We start from the raw sequence: 25,136 nt of genomic DNA on the forward strand, positions 1-25,136 counted from the left end.
GCGGCAAAGAAAAGTAGGTGCCGCCCCGCACAGGGGCGACGCGTGAAGCACGCTAGCGAATCGCGGATGCCAGCGAAAGCAAAAGCAAAACGCGGATGCCAGCGCAAACCCCGGCAAACCACCCCGCGTCGCAGACAAACCAAAAACCAAACCCAAATCAAAACCCGAGACTAGCCAGCAGATCATCAACCTGCCCCTGATCCTGCACAACATCGGCCTTACCTTCAGGATTAATCTGCGGCCCATTCAGCAAACTTTCCGGACTCCCCGTCGGAGAAATCGCCTCATGCTGCGCCTCGGCAACAAGCTGCTGCGCCGTAGCAGCAAACTGCTCCCGCCGCTCGGCGGCGATATTGTCGATCAGCACCCCGAGCAACTGCTGCTCGATCAGATAAACAACATCCGTGATCTTCTTGATCACCTGCCCCGTCAGATCCTGAAAGTCCTGCGCCATCATGATCTCGAGCATCTGCGCGTTGGTCGCAGTCGTCACCTCCGGCACCCCGCGGAGAAAAGTCCGCGTGTCGTTCATCAGCGCCCGCACTTCCTCACGCTCGATGGGCGCCGCATACCACTGCTCCCAACGCGCGTCGAGTTCCGCCGCATCCTGCTGCAACTGCTCCTGCATCGGCTTCGCCACTTCGAGCGCCGACAGCACGCGCTCGGCCGCCTGCTCGGTCATCGTCGCGATGTACTTCAGACGGTCGCGAGCATCCGGCACCGCCTCCGCCGCGCGCTCGACATGCTTGTCGATCCCCAGCTCGCGCATCGAATCGCGCAGCGTGCGCGTCAACTGTCCAATGCGCGCAAGGATGCGGTCGGTGGCGAGGTCGGTGCCGTCTTCTCTCGCGCCCTGCTCGTCGATGGGTGGGTTCACGTCAGCTCCCGGTTTTTGCCATCTTCTCGAGAATCTTGTTGAGCTTCTCGTCGAGCGTCGCAGCCGTGAACGGCTTCACCACATAACCACTTGCGCCAGCCTGAGCCGCCGCAATGATGTTCTCCTTCTTCGATTCGGCCGTCACCATCAGCACCGGCAGGTGCGAGAGCGTCGCGTCCGCGCGGATCTCCTTCAACATCGCCAGGCCGTCCAGGTTCGGCATGTTCCAGTCCGAAATCACGAACTCGTACGCACCGCTGCGCAGACGCGCAAGACCCGCCGCGCCGTCTTCCGCTTCGTCGACGTTCGAGTAACCCAGTTCCTTCAACAGATTGCGAACGATCCGGCGCATCGTCGGAAAGTCGTCCACAACCAGAATCTTCATTCCCTTATCCATTTCCTGTTCCTTTTTCCCCAATCCAGATCGTGCGGTGGTCTTCGGCTTATCTCAATTTTGCGCCGAGGCTCGCATCATACGCGTTGAACGCGATCGCCCATTGCGGACAAACGTGTCATCACGCGCCGACTCATTTCCGACAGCGACGCGATTTCGTCCGCGGCGCCCATCGCGATCGCCTCGCGCGGCATGCCGAACACGATGCAGCTCGCCTCGTCCTGCGCGAGCGTGTACGCACCCGCTTTCCTCATGTCCAGCAGACCCGCTGCGCCGTCGCGTCCCATGCCCGTGAGAATCACGCCGACCGCGTTCTTCCCCGCATGCTGCGCCGCCGAGCGGAACAACACATCGACAGACGGACGATGCCGGTTGACCGGCGGGTCGTCTGACAGATGCGCAATATAGTTGGCCCCACTACGGGCGAGCAACAGGTGAGCGTGGCCGGGTGCGATATACGCATGACCGGGCAGCACGCGTTCGCCGTGCTCTGCCTCTTTAACGGTAATCCGGCACAAACCATTAAGGCGTTGCGCAAAAGATTTTGTGAAACCGGGCGGCATGTGTTGCGCGATGAGCACAGCGGGCGCATCGGGCGGCAGCGGCACGAGCACTTCGCGAATCGCTTCCGTGCCGCCCGTCGACGCGCCGACGATGATCAGCTTTTCCGTCGACACGAGCGGATTGTTGAAGAGCGGCGCAGGCGACGCCGCATGCGCGGCGGCGCCCGGGTGCCCGGCGGCCGCTGCAGCATGCTGCACGGGCGCGGCCTGGCGCACGCGCGCGCGGGCTGCCGCGCGGATCTTGTCGGCGAGTTTTTCCGAGTAGTCGAGCATGCCGTCGCGAATGCCGACTTTCGGCTTCGTCACGAAATCGACGGCGCCGAGTTCGAGCGCGCGCAGCGTGATTTCCGAGCCGCGCTCGGTCAGCGACGACACCATCACGACAGGCATCGGACGCAGGCGCATCAGCTTCTCGAGAAAGTCGAGGCCGTCCATGCGCGGCATTTCGACGTCGAGCGTCAACACGTCCGGATTGTGTTGCTTGATGAGGTCTCGCGCGACGAGGGGATCGGGCGCGGTGGCGACGACCGTCATGTCGGGTTGCGAGTTGATGATTTCCGTCATCAGGCTACGAATCAACGCCGAATCATCGACGCACAATACTTTGATCTTTTGCACGGTGCTCACGCCTCCTCTACTGTCCTGGCGTTATTTGGTTGGGCCGGGCGCCCGGTGGCGCCAAATAGTTCGATACGTGGTTTCGCGCCAGCCGGGCGCGCGGCGCCCGTTCCCGAAGCCTGGTTGGCTCCCGCCGATCCGCCCGAGCCGAACAGCTCGATGCGCGGCTTCGCGGCAGCGGGCGACGAAAACAACTCGACGCGCGCGCGTGCTTTCGCGAGCCGCTCGGCGCGCTCTTCGGCCGATTGCCGGGCGAGCGCCTGTTCGCGTTCCGCGACGCCTTCTTCCTGCTGAAGACGCAGCTTCTTCACCATCACCTGACCGGTGCGCGGCATGAACGCGACCTTGCGCGGATGCTTGCCTTCCAGGTCCTCGGCGACGATGCGGATTTTTTCGAGCGCAAGGTAACGGCGAACGAACTCGGAGTTGCGGTCGCCGATGTTCATCGTCGTCATACCGGCCAGCACGGCCGCCCCGCCAAACACCTTTGCTTCGAAGCGCTCGCGCCGTCCACCCGCCTTGATCAGCTCGTTGATCAGCACTTCCATGGCGTACGCGCCGTAGCGCATCGAGTCGGACGCGGCTTGCGCGACGTCTGCGCCATCGTCGGGCAGCATGAAGTGATTCATGCCGCCGATGCCCGCCGTGCGGTCCTGGATGCAGGCCGCCACGCACGAGCCGAGCACGGTGACGAGCACCATGTCTTCGCTCGTCGTGTAGAACTCGTTCGGCAACAGCTTCACGCCGGGGCGCTGGAAGTGGTTGTCGTAATACAGGTTGGTTGCGATCGGCAGGGTGCTGCTCATGCTGGCACCCCGCTCGTTGCACGTTGCGCCGCACGGCCGGCAGCCGTCGCGGTGCCGCCATCGCGTGTCAGTTCATAGACGGTCTGTCCGCGCAGACGGAACGCCTGCGTGACGTAGGTGAAGTTTTCCGAATGCCCGGCGAACAGCAGGCCGCCCGGCTTCACGAGCGGCTCGAAGCGCGACAGCACCTGCCCCTGCGTCGGCTTGTCGAAGTAAATCATCACGTTGCGGCAGAAGATCGCGTCGAACTGCGTGTTCAGCCGGTAATCGCGATCCGTCAGGTTCAGTTGTTCGAAGCGGATCATCGCGCGCACTTCGGGACGCACCTTCACCATGCCCGCGTGCGCGCCCGTGCCCTTCAGAAAGAAGCGCTTGAGCCGTTCCGGCGACAGGTGCTTGACCTGGTCGAACTGGTACATGCCCGCTTCGCCCTTCGCGAGCACCTGCGTGTCGATGTCGGTGGCGAGCACCGTCGCCTGGCGCGCGGCATGGTCGCCGAGCGCTTCGATCAGCGTCATCGCGATCGAATACGGCTCCTCGCCCGTCGATGCCGCCGAGCACCACACCGACACGGGCGCCGGCCGGCGCGCAACGAAGTCCGCGAGGATCGGAAAGTGATGCGCTTCGCGAAAGAACGCGGTGAGGTTGGTCGTGAGCGCGTTCGTGAAGGCTTCCCACTCGGCGGGATCGTTGTCCGCCTCGAGCATGTCGAGATACTGGCGGAACGAGTCGAGCCCGCGCGCCCGCAGCCGCCGAGCGAGACGGCTGTACGCCATGTCGCGCTTGTGGTCGGACAGCGAAATGCCTGCGCTGCGATGAATCAGTTCACGAATCCGCGCGAAATCCGCCGAAGTGAACTCGAAGTCGCGTGCCTGTTCGCCGGACCTTCCCGGCTCTGCCCGCTCAGGGCGTGATTGCGCGCGCGTTGCCATCATGATGTCTTCCGTCTGCCATAAGGAGCGCCGCACCGCCCGTCGATCCCGCCAATGCCGCTGTTGCCGTCGATACTGCTTGCGATGTTGCATGCGCCGTCGTCAGCGCTGCGGCCTTCTGTTCTACCTGTTCCCACTGCACTGCCAGCGGCCCGGTCCAGCCTGCCGCACGCGCGCCTTCACGACGCGTCGCGCTGAAACGTCCATCGCGGGACGATGTGCCGGAAGTCCGCATCTCGATCCATCGTCCTTCAGAACGTTTCCCAGTCGGCATCCGACGTGGCTGCCACAGCCGCCTGACGCGGCGCGGGTTCAGCCGCCGCGGCACTCGCCTTGCGCGCCACCGGTTCGGCGCGCGGGTGCGCTGCCGCTTCCGGCTTCGCGACGGCAGGTTGCGCATGAACCGGCTTCGCGTGAGCGACGGCCGCCTTCACGCGGCTCTTCGCCGTGTTGGCCGTCGGTAGCGTCTTCGTTGCCTGCTGCGCGCCGCTCACGCGCCACTGTCCGATCACCGTCTGCAGCGAGCGCGTCTGCTCTTCGAGCGACGCCGCCGCAGCGGCAGCCTGTTCGACCAGCGCCGCATTCTGCTGCGTCACTTCGTCCATCTGCACGACGGCGCGGTTGACCTGTTCGATGCCGCCCGATTGCTCTTCCGACGCCGCGCTGATCTCGCCCATGATGTCCGTCACGCGGCGCACGGCCTGCACGATCTCGTCCATCGTCGTGCCGGCGCGGCCGACGAGCGCCGAGCCGCTCTGGACCTTGTCGACCGAGTCGCCGATCAGTTCCTTGATTTCCTTCGCCGCGCTCGCGCTGCGTTGCGCGAGGCTGCGCACTTCGCCTGCGACGACCGCGAAGCCGCGTCCCTGTTCACCGGCGCGGGCCGCTTCGACGGCTGCGTTCAGCGCGAGGATGTTGGTCTGGAAAGCAATGCCTTCGATCACGCTGATGATATCGACGACCTTGTTCGAGCTGGTCGCGATACCCTGCATCGTGCTCACCACCTGACCCACTACTTCGCCGCCGCGCGTCGCAATGTCCGACGCGTTGACGGCCAGCTGGCTCGCCTGACGCGCGTTGTCGGCGTTCTGCTTCACGGTGCCCGTCAGCTGCTCCATGCTCGACGCCGTTTCCTGCAGCGACGCGGCCTGCTGCTCGGTGCGCTGCGACAGGTCCGTGTTGCCCATGGCGATTTCGCGCGCACCCGTGTCGATCGACTCGACGCTCGTATGCACCGACCGGATCATGGTCGACAGGCTGTCCTGCATCACCTTGACGGCCTTGAACAGGCGGCCGATCTCATTGGTGCCCGACGCATCCACCTGTTGCGACAGGTCGCCCTTCGCGATGCGCTCGAAGCAGGTAATGGCATTATCCAGCGGCTGCACGATCATGCCGCGCATCGCGAAGCGGAGCGCCACTACCAGCACCAGCGCCACCACGATGACGCCGATAATCGCCGCGCGCAGCATCGACATCTGCGCGACGGTGTCCGCCTGCTGCTGTTCGGCGTGTGCCTGCAATGCCTTGGCGACGGGCGATGCCGCGTTGTCGTAGGCGACGAACATCGGGCTGATCTTCGTGTCGGCGATCGCGTGATAGCCGGACAGGTCGCTGGCGCGCAGCGCCGTGAACTCGGGGTTCACGCCGTCGTTGATGAGCGCCGTGCGCTTCGCGACCACGGCGTCGATCAGCGACTGATCGATGCCATTCTTCGGCGTGTTCAGAAACGCCTGCCAGCTTTCGTTCGATTTGCCGAGCAGTTCGGCTGCGCGGTCGAGCACCTGCTTCGATTGCTCGATCTCGCCTGCCGCCGTCAGCGCGTTGACGCGGTCGAGCGACAGGCGCGAGCGCAGCAGGAACGAACCCGAGTCGTTCAGCGTGCGGATCGCGACCATGTCGCCGTGCGCCATGCTGTCGAGCGCGTCGCCCGAACGGCTCAGCGCGGTGAGCCCGAGCGCCCCGACGATCACCGTCAGCCCAACGAGAATGATCCCCACGACGGTCAGCGTCGTCCGGATCGACCATCTGCTCAGCATTGTTGTACTCCCTGATTGCCTGAAGATGCCTGAAGATGATTCGTTACTTGCCCAGCGTTTCCGTCAGCGACATTTCCCGGCTGGTCATCAGCTTTTCGATGTCCATCAGGATCAGCATGCGGCCGTCGACCGTGCCGAGGCCCGTCAGATATTCCGCCGTCAGCGTCGCGCCGAATTCCGGCGCGGGCATGATCTGGTCGGTCGCGAGCGTCAGCACGTCCGACACGCCGTCCACGACCATGCCGACCACGCGGCCCGCAACGTTCAGAATGATCACCACCGTCTGATGGTCGTACTCGACGCGACCGAGGTGGAACTTGATGCGCATGTCGACGATCGGCACGATGATGCCGCGCAGATTGATGACGCCCTTGATGAACTCCGGCGCATTCGCGATCCGCGTCACGCTGTCGTAGCCGCGGATTTCCTGCACCTTCAGGATGTCGATGCCGTACTCTTCGGCGCCGAGCGTGAAGATCAGGAATTCCTGACCACTCGCGTCGGCTTGCGCGTCGCGGCGGCCGATCGAACCGGCTACGCCGTTCGAATTGATGGATTGGACTTCTGCCACGTTAGCCCCCAAACGGTTGGGATGAGTTGAATTTCAGTTTCAGGCGATCGCCAGCGACGCACTATGCGACGCACGCGTCTCGCGGTTCAGTGCCGCCACGTCCACGATCAGCGCGACGCTGCCGTCGCCGAGAATGGTCGCGGCTGAAATGCCGTGTACCTTGCGGTAGTTCGTTTCGAGGTTCTTCACCACCACCTGCTGCTGGCCGACCAGTTCGTCGATTAGCATTGCGAAGCGCCGTCCTTCCGTCTGCATGATGGTGACGATGCCCTGCGTCGGATCGGTGCGCGCGTCCTCGACGGAGAACACTTCGTGCAGCGCGACGAGCGGCAGATATTCGCCGCGCACGCGCACGACGCGCTCGCCGTTGGCCACCGTGTAGATGTCGTCGGCTTGCGGCTGCAGCGACTCCATCACGAAGTTCAGCGGCAGAATGAAAATCTCGCTGCCTACCTTCACCGACATGCCGTCGAGAATCGCGAGCGTCAGCGGCAACACGATGCGCGTCGTGCTGCCCTTGCCCGCATGCGACGTGATTTCGACGTGACCACCCATCGACTGGATGTTCCGCTTCACCACGTCCATGCCGACGCCGCGCCCCGAGACGTCCGTCACCTGCTCCGCCGTCGAGAAGCCCGGCAGGAAGATCAGGTTCCAGACTTCGTCGTCCGTCATCGTGTCGCTGACGGTGATGCCCTGCTTGGCGGCCTTCGCGAGAATCTTGTCGCGGCGCAGACCGGCGCCGTCGTCGCTGACTTCGATCACGATGTTGCCGCCGTGATGCGCGGCCGACAGCACCAGCTGGCCCGTCGAATCCTTGCCCGCCGCCTTGCGCGCCTCGACCGTTTCGATGCCGTGGTCGAGACTGTTGCGCACGAGGTGAGTCAAAGGATCGATGATGCGCTCGATCAGGCTCTTGTCGAGTTCGGTCGCCTGACCGAAGGTGACGAGTTCAACCTGCTTGCCGAGCTTTGCCGCCAGATCGCGCACCAGACGCGGGAAGCGGCTGAAGACGTAATCCATCGGCATCATGCGGATCGACATGACTGCTTCCTGGAGATCGCGCGCATTGCGCTCCAGTTGCGCCATGCCGTTGAAGAGGCGGTCGTGCAGCGCCGGGTCGAAGGTGCTGGTGGTCTCGGCCAGCATGGCCTGCGTGATCACCAGTTCGCCGACCAGGTTGATCAGCTGGTCGACCTTCTCGACGCCCACGCGGATCGAACTGCCTTCGCCTGCGTTCGCAGCGGCCGCCGGACGCGCCTTGCGATCGCCTTCAGCGGATGCAGGCGCGGCCTTCGGCGCGGCGGGCGCAGTCGCAGCCGGCGCGGCTGCGGCGGCTGGTGTAACGATTGCGGGCTCGGCGGGAGCCGGCGTCGCTGGTGCTGCGGGTTGCGCGACCGGCTGCGCGGCGGCAGGCGCCGGCGCAGCAGCCACTGCCGGCTGCACGACAGCGGCCGGCGCCCCCGCGCCGCCGCTCGCCGTGCCCCCCGCATTGACCGGCTCGCTTTGCGCGGCTTCGGATGCTCCAGGCGCACCCTGTTCCGCGCCGCTCGCCGGCGCCGCGCCGCGGCCGATCACGATCTGACTTTCGTCGATCACGAAGCAGCACACGGCGACGATATCGTCGGACGACACATCGGATTCCAGCCACAGCGTGATATCGCTGCCCGTCTTCACCTGCCCGACGATACGGCCCAGGTTGCCCAACTCTTCGGTGAGCAGTTCCTGGTCCTTTTCCCCAACGCCCCGTAGCGTAATTTTCAGATGGGGTCCTGCAGCCGCATCGGATGTAGCAGCGCCGGTCTCTGCCGGTTCGTTGTCTGCCCAAACGCCTGCGGCTTCTACTGCCTGTTCAGCCTGTTCGACCACATGCTCCGGCGCGTGCCCATCCGCGACGGCGGGCGCTGCTGCCGGTGCTGCGGCCGGAGCCGGTGCCGGTGCCGCTGCTGCGGGCGCGGCGCCGCTGCTTTCCTTATGGAGCTGTTCGAGCTTCGCGCAGATCGCGGCGGCGACGGCCGCATCGGGCTCGGCGCTCGCGCGATAGTCGGCGAGCTGGCCCGAGAGCACGTCCTTGGTTTCGAGGAACGTGTCGATCATGTCCTTGCGCAGCACGATCTCGTTGTTGCGCGCGCGGTCCAGCAGCGATTCGAGAATGTGCGTCGTCTCGGTCAGCGCCGTGAAGCCGAAGGTGGCCGCACCGCCCTTGATCGAGTGCGCCGCGCGAAAGATGGCGGCCAGATCCTCGGGATCGGGATGGCCGACGTCCAGGTTCAGGAGCAGCTGCTCCATCTGCGCGAGCAGCTCGTCCGCTTCGTCGAAGAACGTCTGGTAGAACTGAGTGATGTCGAGTGTCATGCGTGTGTCACCGCGAGAGTCCTGGCTGCTATGCCACTTCCAAATATCGGTTGCTGCCTGCTGGCTGCCGCGCTCAGGCGAGCGCCGCGACCAGTTCGGTCAGCATGTCGGGGTCCAGCGGTTTTTCGATCCATCCTGTGGCGCCCGCATCGCGCGCCGCTGCCTTGAAGGGCTCGCCGGATTCGGTCGTGAGGACCAGGATCGGCGTTTCGCGGTACGCGGGGTTGCCGCGCAGCGCGGCTATCAGATCAAGGCCCGTCCGGCCGGGCATGTGCTGGTCGGTCAGCACGAGGTCGAACGGCATCGCGAGCGCGTTTTCGAGCCCTTCGTCGCCGTCGGCCGCGAGCGTCACCTGATAGCCGGCACCCGTCAGCGTCGCGGCAAGGATTTGCCGCATCGCTGCCGAATCGTCGATTGCCAGAATGTGCCTGATCATTCAATCCTCACTGCGCTCACGATGGATCGAGGTAGCGCCGCCATCGGCGCATCCGTTATCCCGCTATCTGTCATTGCGTGGCCGTTGCAGGCGCCGCGCTCTTGTCCGTCGCTTCAGCCGGTTTCACCTCGCCCTGCGCGACGGCGCCGATTGGCTCCGCGTCCTTTTGCATCGCGTGCGGCGCTTTGGCGGGCGGCGATGGCGGTTGCGCGGCGGGCGGTGAAGCCGGCTGGATGATCTTTTGCAGCAGCGGCTTGTTCGCGCCCGCCGCATCGTTCGACAACGTGGTCGACGACGAGTCGTCCTGCATCAGCGCGTCTTCCGAGCGCTTGTTCAACACGATGATGCTGATGCGCCGGTTTTCCGGGTCGAGCGGATCGGCCTTGTTCAGGTTCTGCGTCGACGCGAGGCCCAGCACGCGTAGTACCTTGGCTTCGTCCATGCCGCCCGCGATCAGCTCGCGGCGCGACGCGTTCGCGCGGTCCGCCGACAATTCCCAGTTGCTGTAGCCCTTCTCGCCGCCGGCATACGGCACGGCGTCGGTGTGGCCCTGCACGACGATGCGGTTCGGCACGTCGTTCAGCGTGTTGCCGATCGCCTGCAGAATGTCGTGCATGTACGGCTGGACGATCGCCTGCGCGGTCGCGAACATCGGACGCTTCTGCGTATCGACGATCTCGATGCGCAAGCCCTGCAGCGTCGAATCGATGCGGATCTGCTGCTTGAACTGGCGCAGCACCGGGTTCGCCTCGATCGCGGCCATCAGCTTGACCTGCAGGTCGTGCAGGCGAACCTGCTCGCGGCGCTCCACTGCACCCTGCAACTGCTGCAGCGCCTGGTCGTCGGCGCGTGCGGCCGTGTGCTCGGCACGATTGGTCGACCCGTCCGTCTGACGCGTGATGCCGTCCTTGTCGGTCGAGATGTCGCGCCCGCCGCCCGGAATCTGGCTCGAATCGACAGCGCTGCGGTCGCCGCCCCACAGCGTGATCTTCAGCGGCTGGTTGAAGTAATCGGCAATGCCCTTCAACTGCACCGTCGAGGCCGAGCTGAGCAGCCACATCAGCAGGAAGAACGCCATCATCGCCGTCATGAAGTCCGCATACGCGAGCTTCCACGCGCCGCCGTGATGGCCGCCTTTCTTCGGCGCTGCGCGCTTGACAACGATTGCGCGGTCTTTGTCCTTGCTCATCGCCCGCGTTCCTTATTTCGCCTTCACGCGGCGCACGTGTTCTTCAAGCTCGGCGAACGACGGGCGTTCGGTCGAGAAGAGCACCTTGCGGCCGAATTCGACAGCGATTGCGGGCGCGTAGCCGTTCAGGCTCGCGAGGATCGTTACCTTGATGCACTGGAACATCTTGGTCGACTCGGTGACGCGCTGTTCCGCGACGCTCGCGAGCGGGCCGATCAGACCGTACGACAGCAGAATGCCGAGGAACGTACCGACCAGCGCCTGCGCGATCATTTCGCCGAGCACGGCGGGCGGCTTGTCGGCGGAGGCCATCGTGTGCACCACGCCCATCACGGCCGCGACGATACCGAATGCGGGCATCGCGTCGCCGACCTTCATCAGCGCGTGTGCGGGCGCCTCGCCTTCGGCGTGATGCGTTTCGATTTCTTCGTCCATCAGACTTTCGATCTCGAACGCATTCATGTTGCCGCCGACCATCAGGCGCAGATAGTCCGTCAGGAATTCGACAATGTGATGGTCCGCAAGAATCTTCGGGTACTGCGTGAAGATCGGGCTCTTCTGCGGATCGTCGATATCGGCTTCGAGCGTGAGCGTGCCCTCCTTGCGCGCCTTCGCCAGCAGGACGTAAAGGAGCGCCATCAGCTCCATGTAAACGTCCTTGTTGTACTTGGCGCCTTTGAACAGCGTCGGAATCACGCGCAACGTAGCCTTGATCGTCTTCATCCCGTTGCCGAGGATGAACGCACCGAGACCCGCGCCCGCGATCATCAGCACTTCGACGGGCTGCATAAGCGCGCCCAGGTGGCCGCCCTCCAGCGCATAGCCGCCGAAGACGGACAACAGCGTAACGAGTGTTCCCACGAAAATCAGCACTGCCGAGCCCTCTCGAAAAGCGACGGAGACCGTCGTTATTCAGGTTTACGGCAAGCAGTCGGAAAACTTTGGCGGAATGCGCGCCGGAGCGGGGCGGTGTTAACCAGAGTGCCGCCGCGCACCCGAAGAAGGCGACGCGACGGGCGCACCCGCCGCGCGTCAGGCGGCCGTGACGACGGCCTCAGGCAAGGCTGCAAGCGCATCCTCGAGTGGCGCGCCGAGGGCCGCCTGAGCTTCCTCGCAACGCGCGTCGGCGGCTTTCCGGGTCTTACCGGCGCGCGACGGCGGCGCGCACAGGCCGCATACGAAGCCGTGCTGCGGATCGTGCGCGTGTGCGACAAATTGTCCGCGGCAGCGCGTGCAGGTCGTCATCTGCAGCATGCCGGAGTCGAAGAAGCGCACCAGCGTCCACGCGCGCGTCAGGCTCAGCGCCGGTTCGTCGTGATGCATGCGCGCGTGTTCGAGGTAGAGCCGGTATGACTTGACGATCGACTGGATCGTCACGCAGCCGCCCAGCCCCGACATGAAGCGGTAGATGTTGTAGAACAGCGACGAGTGAATGTTCGGCTGCCACGTCATGAACCAGTCGGTCGAAAACGGCAGCATGCCCTTGGGCGGCGATACGCCCTTCACTTCCTTGTACAGCTTGATGAGCCGGTCGCGCGACAGCGTCGTCTCCGCCTCGAGCAGCTGCAAGCGCGCGCCGAGTTCGATCAGTTCAATCGCCAGGGTGATTTCCCTGACTTCGAGCACCACGCTTTTCTGTGCCATCCGCCTGGCTTCCCGCGTCCGTTGTCGTTTTCCAGACCGCGAACCGGCCGGAAAAAACGATAAAAGCGCCGTCGCCGGCGCGCGTAGGGTGCGTCTGTCCCGGCGCCTGCGCGCCGGCCGTCGGCCAGTCTCAGCCGATCTGCTCGACGGGCTGGCCCGCCATCAGGATTGCGGAATGCGCCTGGGCGACGGCGGACGATTTGCCCTTGTCGGCCAGCGACGAGAGGATCTGGTGATCGTCGAAGCGGAAGCGGCACAACACCTGGTTCGATGCGGCCAGCTTGACAGTCTGTGCGAGCGACAGGTTGGCGAGCACGTCGGCGAGCTGCTCCGAGATGCCCATGCGGAACATGCCCATTGGCTTGTCTTCACGCAGCAGTCGCTGCGCGAGTAGCAGATAGGACAAGTTCACTTCCCTAATTTCATTGAGCATGTCACTTTGAGTGCTCATTGAATCCCCCGATTCGAAACTGGCTGGTCAGGCCTGGTAAAACGTTTGCTCGCTCGCGTTAAAAAAAACCACGAACGGCACGCTTATGGTCAGCATGGATTTTCCCGAAAGGGGCGGCGAACGAAAATCGGACAGTCACCCCAACTGATTGACGGATAAATCCAGGATTTCTGTAGGAGTTTTTCCTACAAATTTTTGTGACGGGGGATTTTGGAGGGCAGTGCCGGGCGGAAAGCGCCGACTGCTTACACGCGAGACCAAGCGTGAAAGGTTTGGGAAGCGGATTATGCGCCCATATTTGGGCGGAAACCAAGCGAATTTCGCAGCGATCCGTTCGGCACCGCACCATTTGATCTGACGAAATGACGGTGCAACATGCTGCGCCGATCGAGCCGAAGTGCGGTGGATATTGCCTCGATGCCCATACCCGCGAGCTTTCCGGCACCATCCGCGCAGTTGTTACGCATCATGTTTCGCGCTGTAACAACGTTAAGCGTTTGAAAAATAACTCGAATTGCCGCCCGCGATCCCGATAATGAGACCTAGGGATAACCCCATTTGGGCATCCTGCCACGGGCGGCGGCACACCGCGCCCAACCGTCCGAAAGGCTTCCGCTTTTTTGCACGCAAGGCAGCGCGCGCGAAGCCCCTTTGCACAAGGAGATCCCGCATGCGAATCGCACAAATCGCACCGTTGTATGAAGCTGTCCCACCGAAACTCTATGGCGGCACAGAACGCGTCGTGTCGTATCTGACCGAAGCGCTGGTCGATCTGGGTCACGATGTGACGCTCTTTGCGAGCGGCGATTCGGTGACGTCCGCGAAACTCGAAGCGTCGTGGCCGCGCGCATTGCGCCTGGACCCGACGGTCCGCGACGCGCTCGCCCCGCATATGCTGCTGCTCGAAAAGGTGCGCAAGCTCGCGCACGAGTTCGACGTGCTGCACTTCCACCTCGACTACCTGCCGTTCCCGCTGTTTTCGACGCTGGACACGCCGTTCGTGACGACGCTGCACGGCCGTCTGGACCTGCCGGAGCTGCAGCCGGTGTTCGATACGTTCACCGATGCGCCCGTAATATCGATTTCGGATTCGCAGCGTCTGCCGCTGCAACAGGCCAACTGGCTGAACACGATCTATCACGGCCTGCCGGAGCAGCTGCTCACGCCGCAAACGGGCAAGAAGCCGGAATATCTCGCGTTCCTCGGCCGGATCTGCCCGGAAAAGCGCGTCGATACAGCCATCAAGATCGCTGCACAAAGCGGTCTGCCGCTGAAGATCGCCGCCAAGGTGGACAAGGCCGACCAGGAATACTTCAAGTCGGAAATCGAGCCGCTGCTGTCGCAGGCGCACGTCGAGTTCATCGGTGAGATCAACGAGGCGCAAAAGCCGGAATTCCTGTCGGGGGCGAAGGCGTTGCTGTTCCCGATCGACTGGTCGGAGCCGTTCGGCCTGGTGATGATCGAGTCGATGGCTTGCGGCACGCCCGTGATCGCGTTCAACCGGGGTTCGGTGCCGGAGGTGATCGACCACGGCGTGACGGGCTTCATCTGCGAAGACGTGCAGGGCGCCGTGGCCGCGCTGCAACGCATCGACGAGCTGTCGCGCACGGAAATCCGCGCGCAGTTCGAGCGCCGTTTCAGCTCGAAGATCATGGCGCAAAACTATGTCGACAGCTATTCGGCGATGCTGGAAGCAACGCGCCGTCCGATGCTGCGCCGCGTGGCCGTGGGTTGATGCTGGATTGCACAGGTCAACTCTGCCGATGCAGCGAGATATTGCGTAATTTGTTCACTTGAACGTTTGCGCTGTCATTCAAAGACAGCTACTGCGCCGCTCACACGAAAAAGCCGCCTCCCCAGGCGGCTTTTTCTTTTCCGGCGTTCGGAACCGGAACGGCAATGGAAGCGCTTTCTTCAATGCGCCGCAATGCGCTTTTAGCGAATGAAGCTATCCCCGCTTCAGACGCCTTACCGCGCATTAACAGAGTCTGAAAGGCGGCGCATATCGCCAGATCGCCTTCAGCCGGCTTTCGCCGTTTCGCCTAATTAGGCCTGGCCGATCAGAAAGCGCTCGCGGTTCTTGCCGGCAATCCACTTGGGCGGCTTTCCCCGGCCACTCCACGTGTTTCCGGACTTCGGATCCTGATACTTCGCGGGCAACGGCGCCTTTTTGGGCGGGCGTCCGCGGCGAGCCGCCTCCGCAAAACCGAGGTCATGCGCGTTAAGGCCGTATTCGGCGATTTTCTGGCGGATTTCGGCAATCACATTGCCTACTTCACTACGGCGTGCTTCGTCCGCTTCCTGCTGCAAGCGGGCAATCTGCGCCTTGAGATCTGCGTATTGTGACATTTGGGCTCCCCTCTTTTTCTAAAAGTGGTTAGCACGGAGATTAGCCCGTGCTAACGAAATTCGCAATGGCGGCTAATACCGCGTTATCAAAAGTTTTCGTCTGAGTATTTATAAAGCGGCACTGAATCGTTCAAACCGCTGGACTTTTATCGCGAAATAATTCCGCGTTCGTGAATGACAATTCTTGACAGTCCATTTGTGCAACGTTGCTTAAAATTTGCGCTCCCAAGTGCCGGGTAGCACATGCGCTCTCGTCCTTGAATTCCCGTACTTTCCCGTACTTATTAGGATTACACACGATGAACCTCTCCAGGCGCCTCGCGGCGGAGCTGTTCGGCACCTTCTGGCTCGTACTCGGAGGTTGCGGCAGCGCCGTCCTTGCAGCAAATTTCGCCGGTCCCGTGCATGGGCTCGGCATTGGCTTCGTGGGCGTTTCGCTCGCTTTCGGCCTGACCGTCCTGACCATGGCTTATGCGATCGGGCATATTTCCGGCTGTCACCTGAATCCGGCCGTGAGCGTAGGCCTGGCTGTCGCCGGGCGCTTCGCGGCGCGCGACCTCGTTCCGTACATCGTGGCGCAGGTGCTGGGCGCCGTGCTCGGCGCGTACGTGCTGTCCGTCATCGCCTCGGGCAATCCGGACTTCCATCTGGTCGCGAGCGGCTTCGCGAGCAACGGGTATGGCGACCGTTCGCCGGGCCACTTCGCGTTGCCGGCTGCGTTCGTCTGCGAAACGGTGATGACGGCCTTCTTCCTTTTCGTGATTCTCGGCGCAACGGACAAGCGCGCGCCGGCAGGCTTGGCGCCGATCGCGATTGGCCTCTGCCTCACGCTGATCCATCTGATCTCGATTCCCGTGACGAATACGTCGGTGAATCCGGCGCGATCGACGGGGCCCGCGCTGTTCGTCGGCGGCGCTGCCGTCGACCAGTTGTGGCTCTTCTGGGTCGCGCCGATTCTCGGCGCCGTGATTGCCGCGATCGTTTATCCCGCGGTGGCTGGCGACGCCCGGCATGTCGCGGACGCAGAACGCGTACGCGTGACGGCCTGATTGCTGGTTATCCCGTCTGAATGAAAACGGGGCGCTTCGGCACCCCGTTTTCGTTTTCGCGAATCCCTTCCAGCATTAATAGATGGTTCAAATGTAAGGCTGGTTTACGGCCGGATTCATCGACATTGAAGAAGCGCCTTAGCTTCTTGAAAGGTCCGCTTCGCTCCGCTCCGGGCTATACGGACAAATGCCGGACGCTCGCAAAGCGCTGTCTGGAAAGCATTGCGCGAACGCCGCAAGCCCGCGGATACGGCGGCATTGCATGCTTTCACTTCGTAACATCCTGTCGCAGTGCCGCTCGCCGGCGACGCGTAGATTGAACCTGTACGGCAAACACGCCGCATTCACAGGAGAATCACAATGAAGCGCATCGTCACTCACATGCTCGTTGCAGTTGGCCTCGCCGCTGGCGCATGCGGTGTCGCACAGGCGCACTCGAATCTGAGCATCGGCCTGTCGCTCGGGACGCCTGCCCCTGCCTACGTGGCGCCCGCGTACGTTGCGCCCGCGCCGCAGCCGGTGTACTACGGCAACCGGTATTGGGGAGACCGCCGCTACGACGGCTATCGGCATGACCGCGGCTGGGATCGCGGCCGCTGGAATCACGGCAACCGTTGGGATAACAACAATGGCTACCGGGGAAACGACAACCACCGTGGCGGCTATCGTGACTAAGCAGTTGGCTTTGGCGGCGTAAATCGTCTTACGCTTACGCTGGCCGGCTTCAGGCTTCCGCCCTGTTTAGCAGGCTTCACTCCGGCATGGCGCGTTTCAAACAGGGGCGCGCCATGTGCATTCGGCAGACGGAATCTACGCCGTCAATTCGTCGTCCAGTTCGAACAGCTTGCGCAGGTGGTGCGCGACGCCCGCTTCAAAGTTATTGCCGATACGCGGCACATTTGGCAGACGTTTCATGAGATCGGGGTTCGCGTTATTCATCATGAACGGATGGCCCGCCGTTTCCAGCATGTCGATGTCGTTCATGTTGTCGCCGAACGCAACGCACTTTGCGGCCGGAACATTCAGGCGGTCGAGCACGAACTGCAATGCACGCCCCTTCGACACGTTCGCCGTCATCACCTCCAGACAGTCCGGCAACGAGTACGTGACGTAAAGCGCCTCGCCGAACCTGCGCTCGAGATTGGCAGCGACCACGGCAAGATCTTTGGGATCGCCGATGTACAGCGCCTTCGCGATATCCGCGCCGTCGTGCTGCTGCAAATCGGTCACGTTGTAGGTGAAGCCCGAGTCCTGGTGATAACGCAGCAACTCGGGCGCATCGCGGTCGATCAGCCATTCCCGGTCGGCGAACAGATTGACGATCACGCGTCCATGCTCGCCCGCGATTTCCGGCTTCACCAGTTGCTGGACCACGTTCGCCTGAAGATCGTCGGCGAAGATCATTTCGTCGTCGGGCGAATGGACTCGCGCGCCGTTCGACGTGATCAGATATGGCCGGATGCCCAGCACATCGCGAATTCCCGCGACGTCGCTATAGTGGCGCCCCGTCGCGATCACGATGTGTATGCCCTGCGCTTCGAGCGCGCGTACCGTGCTGATCGTGAAGGGGTCCACCTGATGGTTGCTGTTCAGCAGCGTTCCATCGAGATCGCTGGCAATGACTTTGTACATGGGCGGGCGGCAGACGGCGTCGGAAAGCTCCATTTTATCGCCTCTCGGCGCGGCACCTTCCGTTTCCAGCCGCTCCCATGCGTTTAGCCCGTCATGCACCGCCGGGTTGCGCAGCCGCCCGCCGAGCCATCTGCAATGCGCCGTGCGCCGAATCCGAAAGCGGCGCGCGCAGACGCTCGCGATAGGGCGCGGGCACATAGTCGCTCAGCGGCTTGCCAAGGCCGCCGCACAGTGCGACAGGCAAGCTTCCGGATGGGTCGAGCGCTGCAATCATCTTGCCGATCTCCTGGCCGGCTTCGCGCAGCAGCCGGGCGGCAAACGGGTGCTCGCGATGCGCGACGACGACGGGCGCGAGGCTCGCATAAGCCGTCTGGTTCGCGTCGCACAGCCATACCACCAGCCCGTCGCGATCGGTCGCGCCGACGTGCTCGATCAGTGCCTGCGAGAGTTCGTCGGCGGGAATGCGGCCGTCGAGCGCCTGCTGCGCATGCACGATGGCGCGCAGGCCGAACCAGGCGCCGCCGGCCTCGTCGGCAGATGGATAACCGTAGCCAGCGACCATCCGGCTTTGGCCGTCACGGTCCAGCACAGCCGCGACGCTGCCCGTTCCCAGCGCGACGATCACGCCCGGCTCACCGCCGTGTGCGCCGAGCAAGGTCGAATAGGCGTCGCTTTCGATCGCGAGACCGGCGAGCGCAGGCGCCTTCGCGCGAAATGCCGCCAGCCAGTCGCGATTGTTGACGCCCGCGAGCCCGCAGCCGAACACGAAGCGCGTCCAGTCGGCGACGATACCGGCACGCTCGCACGCTTGCGCGCTCGCTGCGAGAATCGCGTTCCACGCGCGCTCGACGCCCAAGGCAAGGCCGGACGGCCCCGCCGTGCCTTGCGCGAGTTCCTGCCCTTCGGCGTTCGCCAGCACGACGCGCGTGCCGGTGCCGCCACCGTCGACGCCGATCAGATAGAGGTCTTGATTCATCGATATGCTCGTTGATGTGTTATCGCATAGCGTGGCAGGTCTTTTCGCCCGCGACAATTAGCCGATCGGCCAGGTTGCGGCGGCAACCCGTTCCGCTATGCTGGCGTGGCCCGCCAGACGGGCGACCAACCAACCATGGAGGAGCCTGAACGTGGCGGAGCAGCGATGCAACTGGGCGACGACGAGCGAAGCGCTCGCACACTATCACGACACCGAATGGGGCGTCCCTTCGCGCAATGACCAGCATCTGTTCGAGATGCTGGTGCTCGAAGGTGCGCAGGCCGGGCTGTCGTGGTCGACGATTCTGAACAAGCGCGCCGGATACCGGCGCGCCTTCTCGAACTTCGACATCGACAAGGTCGCTCGCTACTCGCCGAAAAAAATCGACGCGCTCGTGCTCGACGAAGGCATCGTGCGCCATCGCGGCAAGATCGAGTCGACGGTCCTCAATGCCAAAGCGGTCAGGCAGATTCAGGCGGAGCATGGATCGTTAGCGGATTTTGTGTGGTCGTTCGTCGACGACACGCCGATCCAGAACGCCTGGACGAGCTACACGCATGCGCCCGCTTCGACGGATGTGTCGGACGCGCTCAGCAAAGCGCTCAAAGGCTATGGCTGCAAATTTGTGGGCACAACCATCTGCTATGCGTTCATGCAGGCAGTCGGTATGGTCAACGACCATCAGACCGATTGTGCCTGCTATGCGCGGTGCGCTCTGCTCGGGAAGAAAGGCCGCAAAAAGAGCGCGAAGTGACGGGCACGGCTTGTTCCAACGTGTTGTGCGTATGTGTCGCGCCGTTGCAACACATGGCATAATCGCGCCCGGCTTGAACGGGCGGAGTGTGCTGCATGGCGTCACACGCAAACCCGCTTTCCGCAATGCCTCGAACAGAGGTTGACGAGCGCGGCGCGGGCGGTCCGTGCCCGCATTGAGCGCTAGCCAACACAACGGCTGACCTTTACCGCATTGCGCTCGTTATAACTAATGCATGCGACGTCGTTCGACGCACCTCCGGACGGGGCTGGTCAGCCGGACGTCGGCGGCGTCGCTGGTGCAGGGTGTGCGCTTTGCAATGCCGTGAATTGGGCGGTAAATGATGCCCTCGTCGCGGCTTCGGGCCTGAGCACATCACGGAATACTGTCGGCGATTGCACCAGAAACGAATGACCGCTGCGCAGTGCGCGGGGGGAGACCAACATGAAAAATCATAACTTCCTGACGCATCAGGAAATTTTCGACCGGGCAGTCGAGCATCTGTTCGGCCAGGGTCGCGCGGCGCTGCTGCCGCGCGGCGGCGGCGCCTACCGCGGCTATTGCGGCGGTTGCCCGGTCGGCAGCTTTATCCATCCGCGCGACTACATGACGGCGATGGAAGGCATTCCCGTGCGATACGTCGGCAAGACCGCTTCAGAAACGCCCATGTACATGGACGTCGGCGTGGCCGCGCTGAAGAAGGCGCTGTTGCGCTCGCGCCTGAATATCTACGATCCCGTCACCGTCGAATTGCTCAGTTGCCTGCAAAACGTGCACGACGTTTTCGGGACCTGGGAATGGCGCGACCGGTTACGCTCGATTGCCCGCCAATTCGTCCTTTCCGACGAACGCGTGAAATCAGCCGCCTGACATTCAGCGTAACGAGCGGCCTCAGCGCGCGAAGCTTCGAGCGCCCTATCCGGCAAGCGAACTAAAACCCACAAACAAAAAACGGCGGTGTGGCTTCTTTCGAAGCTCACACCGCCGTTGGCGTGCTTTCGCGTACCGGAGGAAGCGTGCTTAGTGCAGCTTCTTCGGCAGCATCTGGCTGCGCAGGCGCTTGTGCAGGCGCTTCACTGCAGCTGCCTTCTTGCGCTTACGTGCCGTCGTCGGCTTTTCGTACGCCTGGCGCTCACGCAGTTCTGCGATCAGGCCATTCTTTTCGATTGCGCGGCGGAAGCGGCGGATTGCCACTTCGAACGGCTCGTTTTCCTTCAGAAGAATCGTCGTCATGTAATTCCTAAAAACGCTTGATACGGTTAATGGCGTGGCGGTCAACCCACTCACGCGCCGGCCCTCCGGTCGTCTCAGACTGGCGAAGCACAACTGAAACGAGAGGCAATGCGGCCACGGAGGCCGGAAAAGAGAGGTGGGAGTTCACCGCGAAACGCGGGCAGCGCACGTTGCGGCGCCGCGCCTAGCTAGCGTTTCGCCACCAGTAACCCATGACGAAACGAGCAAAGATCTCAATTCACTCCCGATCATACCAGGAAATTCGCTTTCAGACCAGCATTTTAACGATTCTGCTCAGGCACTTGCATCGTTCAATATGCGCAAATCCGCGTCCGTGAGCGTCAAATGCACTGCCGCGACAAGACTTTCCAGCTGTTTGACGGACGTCGCGCTGGCGATCGGCGCGGTGATGCTGGGCCGCGCGATCAGCCATGCGAGCGCCACCGTGGCAGGCGTGCTGCCGTGCCGCTGCGCCACCTCGTCGAGGGCATGGAGAATCGTGAAGCCACGTTCGTTCAGATAGCCCTCGACCTTACGGCCGCGCGCGCTCTTCGACAGGTCGTCGCGCGAACGGTACTTGCCCGACAGAAAGCCGCTCGCGAGGCTGTAATAGCAGACGACGCCCAGCCGCGCAGCGAGCGCAACCGGTTCGAGGTCGGTTTCATAGGCCGCGCGGTCGTACAGGTTGTACTCCGGCTGGATCACCTGATATTGCGGCAAACCGTTGTCCCGCGAGATCTGCAGCGCTTCCTGCAAGCGCGCGCCGCCGTAGTTCGACGCGCCGATCACCCGCACCTTGCCCGCTTCGACCAGTTGCTGGTACGCGCCCAGCGTTTCCGCGAGCGGCGTTTCCTCGTCGTCGAGATGCGAGAAATACACGTCGATATAGTCCGTTTGCAGGCGCCGCAGCGAATCTTCGACAGCGGCGCGGATATTTCCCGCCGACAATCCTTTGCGGCTCCCCAGCATGCCGACCTTGGTCGACAGCACGATTTTGTCGCGCTTGCCCGACTTCGCGAACCACTTGCCGATGATCGCCTCCGATTCGCCGCCGTGGTTGTCCGGCACCCAGGCGGAATAGACGTCGGCGGTATCGATGAAATTGAGGCCGGCGTCGGCGAACGCGTCGAGGATGGAGAACGAGGTCGCTTCGTCGGCCGTCCAGCCGAACACATTGCCGCCGAACATCAGCGGCGCGACCTGCAATTGCGACGTGCCGAGATTGCGTTTCTGCATGACATCTCCACGAGCAAGGAAGGCGGGCCAACAAGGATACGCCCTCCTGACATTCGTCACAGACGCGCCCTCGCGCCCCGCGCCACACCCATGCGCCCCCAAATTTCGCGAGATCGCCCCTAAAGTTTTCTTCTGACCACGCCGTCAACCAGGACAGGCGGCGACGCAATGCACACAGTAAGCGCGACGCCGAGCCAAAAACAGCCTCTCTCTGAGGCGTTTTAAAAACGAGGACGCAAAATGCTGAACATCAACACCAACATCGCTTCGCTGACCGCGCAGAACAACCTCTCGGGTTCGCAAAGCGCGCTGTCGCAGGCGATCAACCGCCTGTCGTCGGGCAAGCGTGTGAACACCGCTGCTGACGACGCGGCAGGTCTCGCGATCTCGACGTCGCAAACGGCTTCGATCAACGCACTGACGCAAGGTGCTGCAAACGCGAACAACGGCATTTCGATGGTGCAAACCACGAACGGCGCGCTGCAATCGATCGTCGACAACCTGCAACGTATCCGCCAGCTGGCAGTGGAAGCAGGCGACGGCTCGCTCGACTCGAACGCACTGGCTAACCTCCAGTCGGAAGTGTCGACCCGTCTGACGGAAATCACCCGCGTCGCGCAACAAACGACGTTCAACGGCCAATCGGTCCTGAACGGCATCGGCTCGGTCAACTTCCAGATCGGCGCATTCAACGGCCAGCAGATCACGGCGAACTTCGGCACGCAGAAGTGGGACTCGAACAGCCTCGGCGTGAGCGGCGTGTCGGTTTCGACGGCTTCGGGCGCTCAGGCAGCAATGAGCACGATCGACACCGTCCTGACGAGCGTCAACACCTTCCAGGCAACGCTGGGCGCAACGCAAAACACGTTCTCGGCAGCAATCTCGACGACGAACACGCAAGCAACGAACATGAGCGCAGCACGCTCGCAGATCACCGACGCAGACTTCGCAACGGAAACGGCGAACCTGTCGAAGGCTCAAGTTCTGCAGCAAGCTGGTATCTCGGTGCTCGCGCAAGCGAACTCGATGCCGCAACAGGTTCTGAAGCTCCTCCAGTAAGAGTGACGACTAGCGGCGCGCAGCACGGCGCCGCGCCCCGAAGCCGCGGCTCGCGCCCGGCTTCGGTACGCAACTGGATCGCATGGTTGGGAGGTTCGCCTCCCAACATGCATTTACAAGCCACGAACGAATAGCATCCTGTTTCGCCAATCGGAGCACCCGCATGACCACCACGTCGACTTCGAATTCATCAACTGACGTCACGTCCCTCCTACAGCAGGCGGCGCAGTCCATTATCAGCGGCTCGACCAAGTCGACGCTCGATGTCAACTCGCTGGTGTCGGCGCTCGTAACGGCAAAAACGGCGGCTCAATCGTCGGCAATTGTGAACAAGCAGAATTCGGACAACGCCGAACTCTCTGCAATCGGCAAGATCAAATCGGCGCTGGCGTCGCTGCAGACCGCATTGAGCGGCCTCTCGGACGGCACGGCACTGAATCAGCTCGCGGCCGCGGTCAGCGGCACGGGCACGGGTGTCACGGCAACAGCCGACCCGAGCAAAGGCGCGGTGGCCGGCAACTACACACTCGCCGTCACCAACATCGCGACGGCCAACAAGATTTCCTCGCAGGCGTACGCGTCGGGCGCGAGCCTGGGCAGCGGCACGCTGACGGTCGGCGTCGGCAGCAGCTCGATGCAGATCAACGTCGCATCGACTGATTCGCTGTCGGACATCGCCACTGCGATCAATTCGGCAAACAACAATCCGGGCGTATCGGCAGCCGTCATCACGGCAGCGGACGGCCAGCATCTGGTCCTGACGTCGAAGCAGACGGGCGCGGCCAACACCGTGACGGTTTCCGCAGGGGCAGGCCTCGATACCGGCCTGAACACGGCCAGCTTCACGCAGGTCGCGGCCGGCAAGGACGCCACGCTCTCAGTCGACGGCAACACGATCACGAGCGCAAGCAACACGATCACGAACGCACTCACGGGCGTGAGCATCGACATCTCGGGCGCGTCGGCGAACAGCACGCAGACGATCTCGATCACCAACGACACGACGGCGTCGACGAAGGCCATCAACGACTTCGTCACGGCGTACAACAGTTACATCACGACCGAAACGGGCCTGACCTGGGACCCGACGGCGGCGACGGGCTCGCAAGCGGGCGCGCTGCTCGGCGATTCGATGACGAACACGATCACGAACGGTCTGGGCGGCCTGGTCGCCGGCGGCATCACCGTCGGCGGCAAGACCTTCAGCTTGTCGTCGATCGGCATCAACCTTCAGCATGACGGCACGTTGTCGGTCGACTCGACCACGCTGCAGACCGCGCTGACGAGCAACAGTTCGGCCGTCGCGGCTGTGTTCAACAAGACGAACGGTATCGGCACGACGCTGAACTCGTTCATCAACACATACACGCAGACAAGCGGCACGATCGATCAGCGCACGCAGAACCTGAACACCGACCTGAGCAGTCTGGCGGATCAGGCGACGCAGCTCACAAACTATCAGAGCACGCTGACCGACCAGTACAACGCGCAGTTCTCGGCGCTGAACACACTGATGACGACGATGGCCAACAACACGGCCTACCTGAACCAGCTGTTCGGCGGTGGCGGCCTGACGGGCTCGCTGAACGCGAAGTAACGCGGGTAGACACTCCGCTCAATGGAACTGACGATGAACGATTCGCTGACACGCGCACTCGACCTGACCCGCGCTCTCGAAGCCGCGGTTTCGCAACAAGACTGGGCACGCGCGTCTGCGATCGTCGAAGAGCGTTCGCCGCTGCTGATGTCGCTGCGCCCGGAACAGACGCCGGAAGCGCTGGAGAAGATCCGCGCGATCCAGCGCATCGACGCCGGCATCAGCCAGCAAACCCGCACCGGCATGGATCGCCTTACCGAGCGGCACGGCAATGCGTTGCAGCGAATCAAGTCGGTGAGCCTGTATCACTCGACGGGCATGCTCTAAGGAATCGAACTGAAGAAAACCGCGCGATGTAGTCCAAAAAAAATGCGCG

26 protein-coding genes are annotated in these 25,136 nt (G+C 63.0%); 8 read left to right on the forward strand and 18 right to left on the reverse strand.

The window, feature by feature from the left end; all coding sequences use genetic code 11:
• Nucleotides 1-157: 157 nt before the first annotated feature.
• The 13 genes from cheZ to flhD all read right to left on the reverse strand — a co-directional run bounded on the left by cheZ (nucleotide 158) and on the right by flhD (nucleotide 12,875).
• Nucleotides 158-877: a protein phosphatase CheZ gene (cheZ, locus tag KFO72_RS01255; protein WP_054929268.1), complete on the reverse strand. Its 720-nt coding sequence runs from the start codon at nucleotides 875-877 to the stop codon at nucleotides 158-160.
• Between the two features lies 1 nt (nucleotide 878).
• Nucleotides 879-1,274 (reverse strand): chemotaxis response regulator CheY, encoded by a 396-nt coding sequence (gene cheY, locus KFO72_RS01260; RefSeq protein WP_028364056.1) that lies wholly within the window; start codon nucleotides 1,272-1,274, stop codon nucleotides 879-881.
• Between the two features lie 74 nt (nucleotides 1,275-1,348).
• On the reverse strand, nucleotides 1,349-2,452 hold the full coding sequence (locus tag KFO72_RS01265) for a protein-glutamate methylesterase/protein-glutamine glutaminase (protein WP_054929350.1): 1,104 nt from the start codon (nucleotides 2,450-2,452) through the stop codon (nucleotides 1,349-1,351).
• Between the two features lie 5 nt (nucleotides 2,453-2,457).
• On the reverse strand, nucleotides 2,458-3,258 hold the full coding sequence (gene cheD, locus KFO72_RS01270; protein WP_054929269.1) for a chemoreceptor glutamine deamidase CheD: 801 nt from the start codon (nucleotides 3,256-3,258) through the stop codon (nucleotides 2,458-2,460).
• Nucleotides 3,255-4,193 (reverse strand): CheR family methyltransferase, encoded by a 939-nt coding sequence (locus KFO72_RS01275; RefSeq protein WP_054929351.1) that lies wholly within the window; start codon nucleotides 4,191-4,193, stop codon nucleotides 3,255-3,257. Before KFO72_RS01275 ends, cheD begins: the two co-directional genes overlap by 4 nt.
• Before the next feature lie 248 nt (nucleotides 4,194-4,441).
• Nucleotides 4,442-6,229: a methyl-accepting chemotaxis protein gene (locus KFO72_RS01280; protein WP_060599540.1), complete on the reverse strand. Its 1,788-nt coding sequence runs from the start codon at nucleotides 6,227-6,229 to the stop codon at nucleotides 4,442-4,444.
• A 43-nt stretch (nucleotides 6,230-6,272) separates the two neighbouring features.
• Nucleotides 6,273-6,800 carry a chemotaxis protein CheW gene (locus KFO72_RS01285; RefSeq protein WP_035987516.1) on the reverse strand — a complete coding sequence of 176 codons (528 nt, stop codon included), beginning with the start codon at nucleotides 6,798-6,800 and terminating at the stop codon, nucleotides 6,273-6,275.
• A gap of 39 nt (nucleotides 6,801-6,839) precedes the next feature.
• Nucleotides 6,840-9,155, reverse strand: a complete 2,316-nt coding sequence (cheA, locus tag KFO72_RS01290) for a chemotaxis protein CheA (RefSeq protein ID WP_107201905.1) — start codon at nucleotides 9,153-9,155, stop codon at nucleotides 6,840-6,842.
• A gap of 73 nt (nucleotides 9,156-9,228) precedes the next feature.
• Nucleotides 9,229-9,591 (reverse strand): response regulator, encoded by a 363-nt coding sequence (locus KFO72_RS01295; RefSeq protein ID WP_035987510.1) that lies wholly within the window; start codon nucleotides 9,589-9,591, stop codon nucleotides 9,229-9,231.
• A gap of 70 nt (nucleotides 9,592-9,661) precedes the next feature.
• Complete coding sequence (gene motB, locus KFO72_RS01300) at nucleotides 9,662-10,780, reverse strand: flagellar motor protein MotB (protein ID WP_054929272.1); 1,119 nt, start codon at nucleotides 10,778-10,780, stop codon at nucleotides 9,662-9,664.
• 12 nt (nucleotides 10,781-10,792) lie between these two features.
• Nucleotides 10,793-11,653 (reverse strand): flagellar motor stator protein MotA, encoded by an 861-nt coding sequence (gene motA / locus KFO72_RS01305; RefSeq protein ID WP_007581537.1) that lies wholly within the window; start codon nucleotides 11,651-11,653, stop codon nucleotides 10,793-10,795.
• A gap of 159 nt (nucleotides 11,654-11,812) precedes the next feature.
• Nucleotides 11,813-12,424 carry a flagellar transcriptional regulator FlhC gene (gene flhC, locus KFO72_RS01310; protein ID WP_054929273.1) on the reverse strand — a complete coding sequence of 204 codons (612 nt, stop codon included), beginning with the start codon at nucleotides 12,422-12,424 and terminating at the stop codon, nucleotides 11,813-11,815.
• Nucleotides 12,425-12,554: 130 nt separating this feature from the next.
• Nucleotides 12,555-12,875: a flagellar transcriptional regulator FlhD gene (flhD, locus tag KFO72_RS01315; RefSeq protein WP_007581541.1), complete on the reverse strand. Its 321-nt coding sequence runs from the start codon at nucleotides 12,873-12,875 to the stop codon at nucleotides 12,555-12,557.
• 670 nt (nucleotides 12,876-13,545) lie between these two features.
• Here flhD and KFO72_RS01320 point away from each other — a divergent pair.
• A complete protein-coding gene (locus KFO72_RS01320) occupies nucleotides 13,546-14,610 on the forward strand; it encodes a glycosyltransferase family 4 protein (protein WP_107201908.1) in 1,065 nt (354 codons plus the stop codon).
• Between the two features lie 311 nt (nucleotides 14,611-14,921).
• On the opposite strand, the gene KFO72_RS01325 is transcribed toward KFO72_RS01320, so the two are convergent.
• Entirely contained in the window at nucleotides 14,922-15,224 is a 303-nt protein-coding gene (locus KFO72_RS01325) for an H-NS family nucleoid-associated regulatory protein (RefSeq protein WP_007581545.1), read from the reverse strand.
• 299 nt (nucleotides 15,225-15,523) lie between these two features.
• Here KFO72_RS01325 and aqpZ point away from each other — a divergent pair, with 299 nt between their 5' ends.
• Together aqpZ and KFO72_RS01335 are read left to right on the forward strand one after the other, a co-directional pair.
• On the forward strand, nucleotides 15,524-16,273 hold the full coding sequence (gene aqpZ, locus KFO72_RS01330; RefSeq protein WP_225031227.1) for an aquaporin Z: 750 nt from the start codon (nucleotides 15,524-15,526) through the stop codon (nucleotides 16,271-16,273).
• A gap of 360 nt (nucleotides 16,274-16,633) precedes the next feature.
• Nucleotides 16,634-16,948: a PXPV repeat protein gene (locus KFO72_RS01335; protein WP_054929276.1), complete on the forward strand. Its 315-nt coding sequence runs from the start codon at nucleotides 16,634-16,636 to the stop codon at nucleotides 16,946-16,948.
• Nucleotides 16,949-17,083: 135 nt separating this feature from the next.
• Here the strand turns inward: KFO72_RS01335 and KFO72_RS01340 are convergent, their stop codons facing one another.
• The gene (locus KFO72_RS01340; protein WP_225031228.1) at nucleotides 17,084-17,905 is read right to left on the reverse strand and encodes a Cof-type HAD-IIB family hydrolase; all 822 of its coding nucleotides are present in this window, start codon (nucleotides 17,903-17,905) and stop codon (nucleotides 17,084-17,086) included.
• A gap of 91 nt (nucleotides 17,906-17,996) precedes the next feature.
• Nucleotides 17,997-18,881 (reverse strand): BadF/BadG/BcrA/BcrD ATPase family protein, encoded by an 885-nt coding sequence (locus tag KFO72_RS01345; protein ID WP_225031229.1) that lies wholly within the window; start codon nucleotides 18,879-18,881, stop codon nucleotides 17,997-17,999.
• Between the two features lie 97 nt (nucleotides 18,882-18,978).
• On the opposite strand from KFO72_RS01345, the gene KFO72_RS01350 reads away from it, so the two are divergent.
• A complete protein-coding gene (locus KFO72_RS01350; protein ID WP_225031230.1) occupies nucleotides 18,979-19,635 on the forward strand; it encodes a DNA-3-methyladenine glycosylase I in 657 nt (218 codons plus the stop codon).
• 444 nt (nucleotides 19,636-20,079) lie between these two features.
• Nucleotides 20,080-20,505, forward strand: a complete 426-nt coding sequence (locus tag KFO72_RS01355; protein WP_054929280.1) for a hypothetical protein — start codon at nucleotides 20,080-20,082, stop codon at nucleotides 20,503-20,505.
• Between the two features lie 150 nt (nucleotides 20,506-20,655).
• Here the strand turns inward: KFO72_RS01355 and rpsU are convergent, their stop codons facing one another.
• Together rpsU and KFO72_RS01365 are read right to left on the reverse strand one after the other, a co-directional pair.
• Complete coding sequence (gene rpsU, locus KFO72_RS01360; RefSeq protein ID WP_007581560.1) at nucleotides 20,656-20,868, reverse strand: 30S ribosomal protein S21; 213 nt, start codon at nucleotides 20,866-20,868, stop codon at nucleotides 20,656-20,658.
• A gap of 294 nt (nucleotides 20,869-21,162) precedes the next feature.
• Nucleotides 21,163-22,104 carry an aldo/keto reductase gene (locus KFO72_RS01365; RefSeq protein WP_060599532.1) on the reverse strand — a complete coding sequence of 314 codons (942 nt, stop codon included), beginning with the start codon at nucleotides 22,102-22,104 and terminating at the stop codon, nucleotides 21,163-21,165.
• 240 nt (nucleotides 22,105-22,344) lie between these two features.
• Here KFO72_RS01365 and KFO72_RS01370 point away from each other — a divergent pair, with 240 nt between their 5' ends.
• From KFO72_RS01370 to fliT, 3 genes are all read left to right on the forward strand, one after another.
• Entirely contained in the window at nucleotides 22,345-23,163 is an 819-nt protein-coding gene (locus KFO72_RS01370) for a flagellin domain-containing protein (protein WP_054929282.1), read from the forward strand.
• 163 nt (nucleotides 23,164-23,326) lie between these two features.
• Nucleotides 23,327-24,760, forward strand: coding sequence for a flagellar filament capping protein FliD (fliD, locus tag KFO72_RS01375; RefSeq protein WP_060599531.1), 1,434 nt, complete (start codon nucleotides 23,327-23,329; stop codon nucleotides 24,758-24,760).
• A gap of 33 nt (nucleotides 24,761-24,793) precedes the next feature.
• A complete protein-coding gene (gene fliT, locus KFO72_RS01380; protein WP_225031231.1) occupies nucleotides 24,794-25,087 on the forward strand; it encodes a flagellar protein FliT in 294 nt (97 codons plus the stop codon).
• Nucleotides 25,088-25,136 lie beyond the last annotated feature (49 nt).

It is taken from the genome of Paraburkholderia sp. XV, assembly GCF_020177535.1.
In the GTDB taxonomy this organism is placed as follows: domain Bacteria; phylum Pseudomonadota; class Gammaproteobacteria; order Burkholderiales; family Burkholderiaceae; genus Paraburkholderia; species Paraburkholderia caribensis.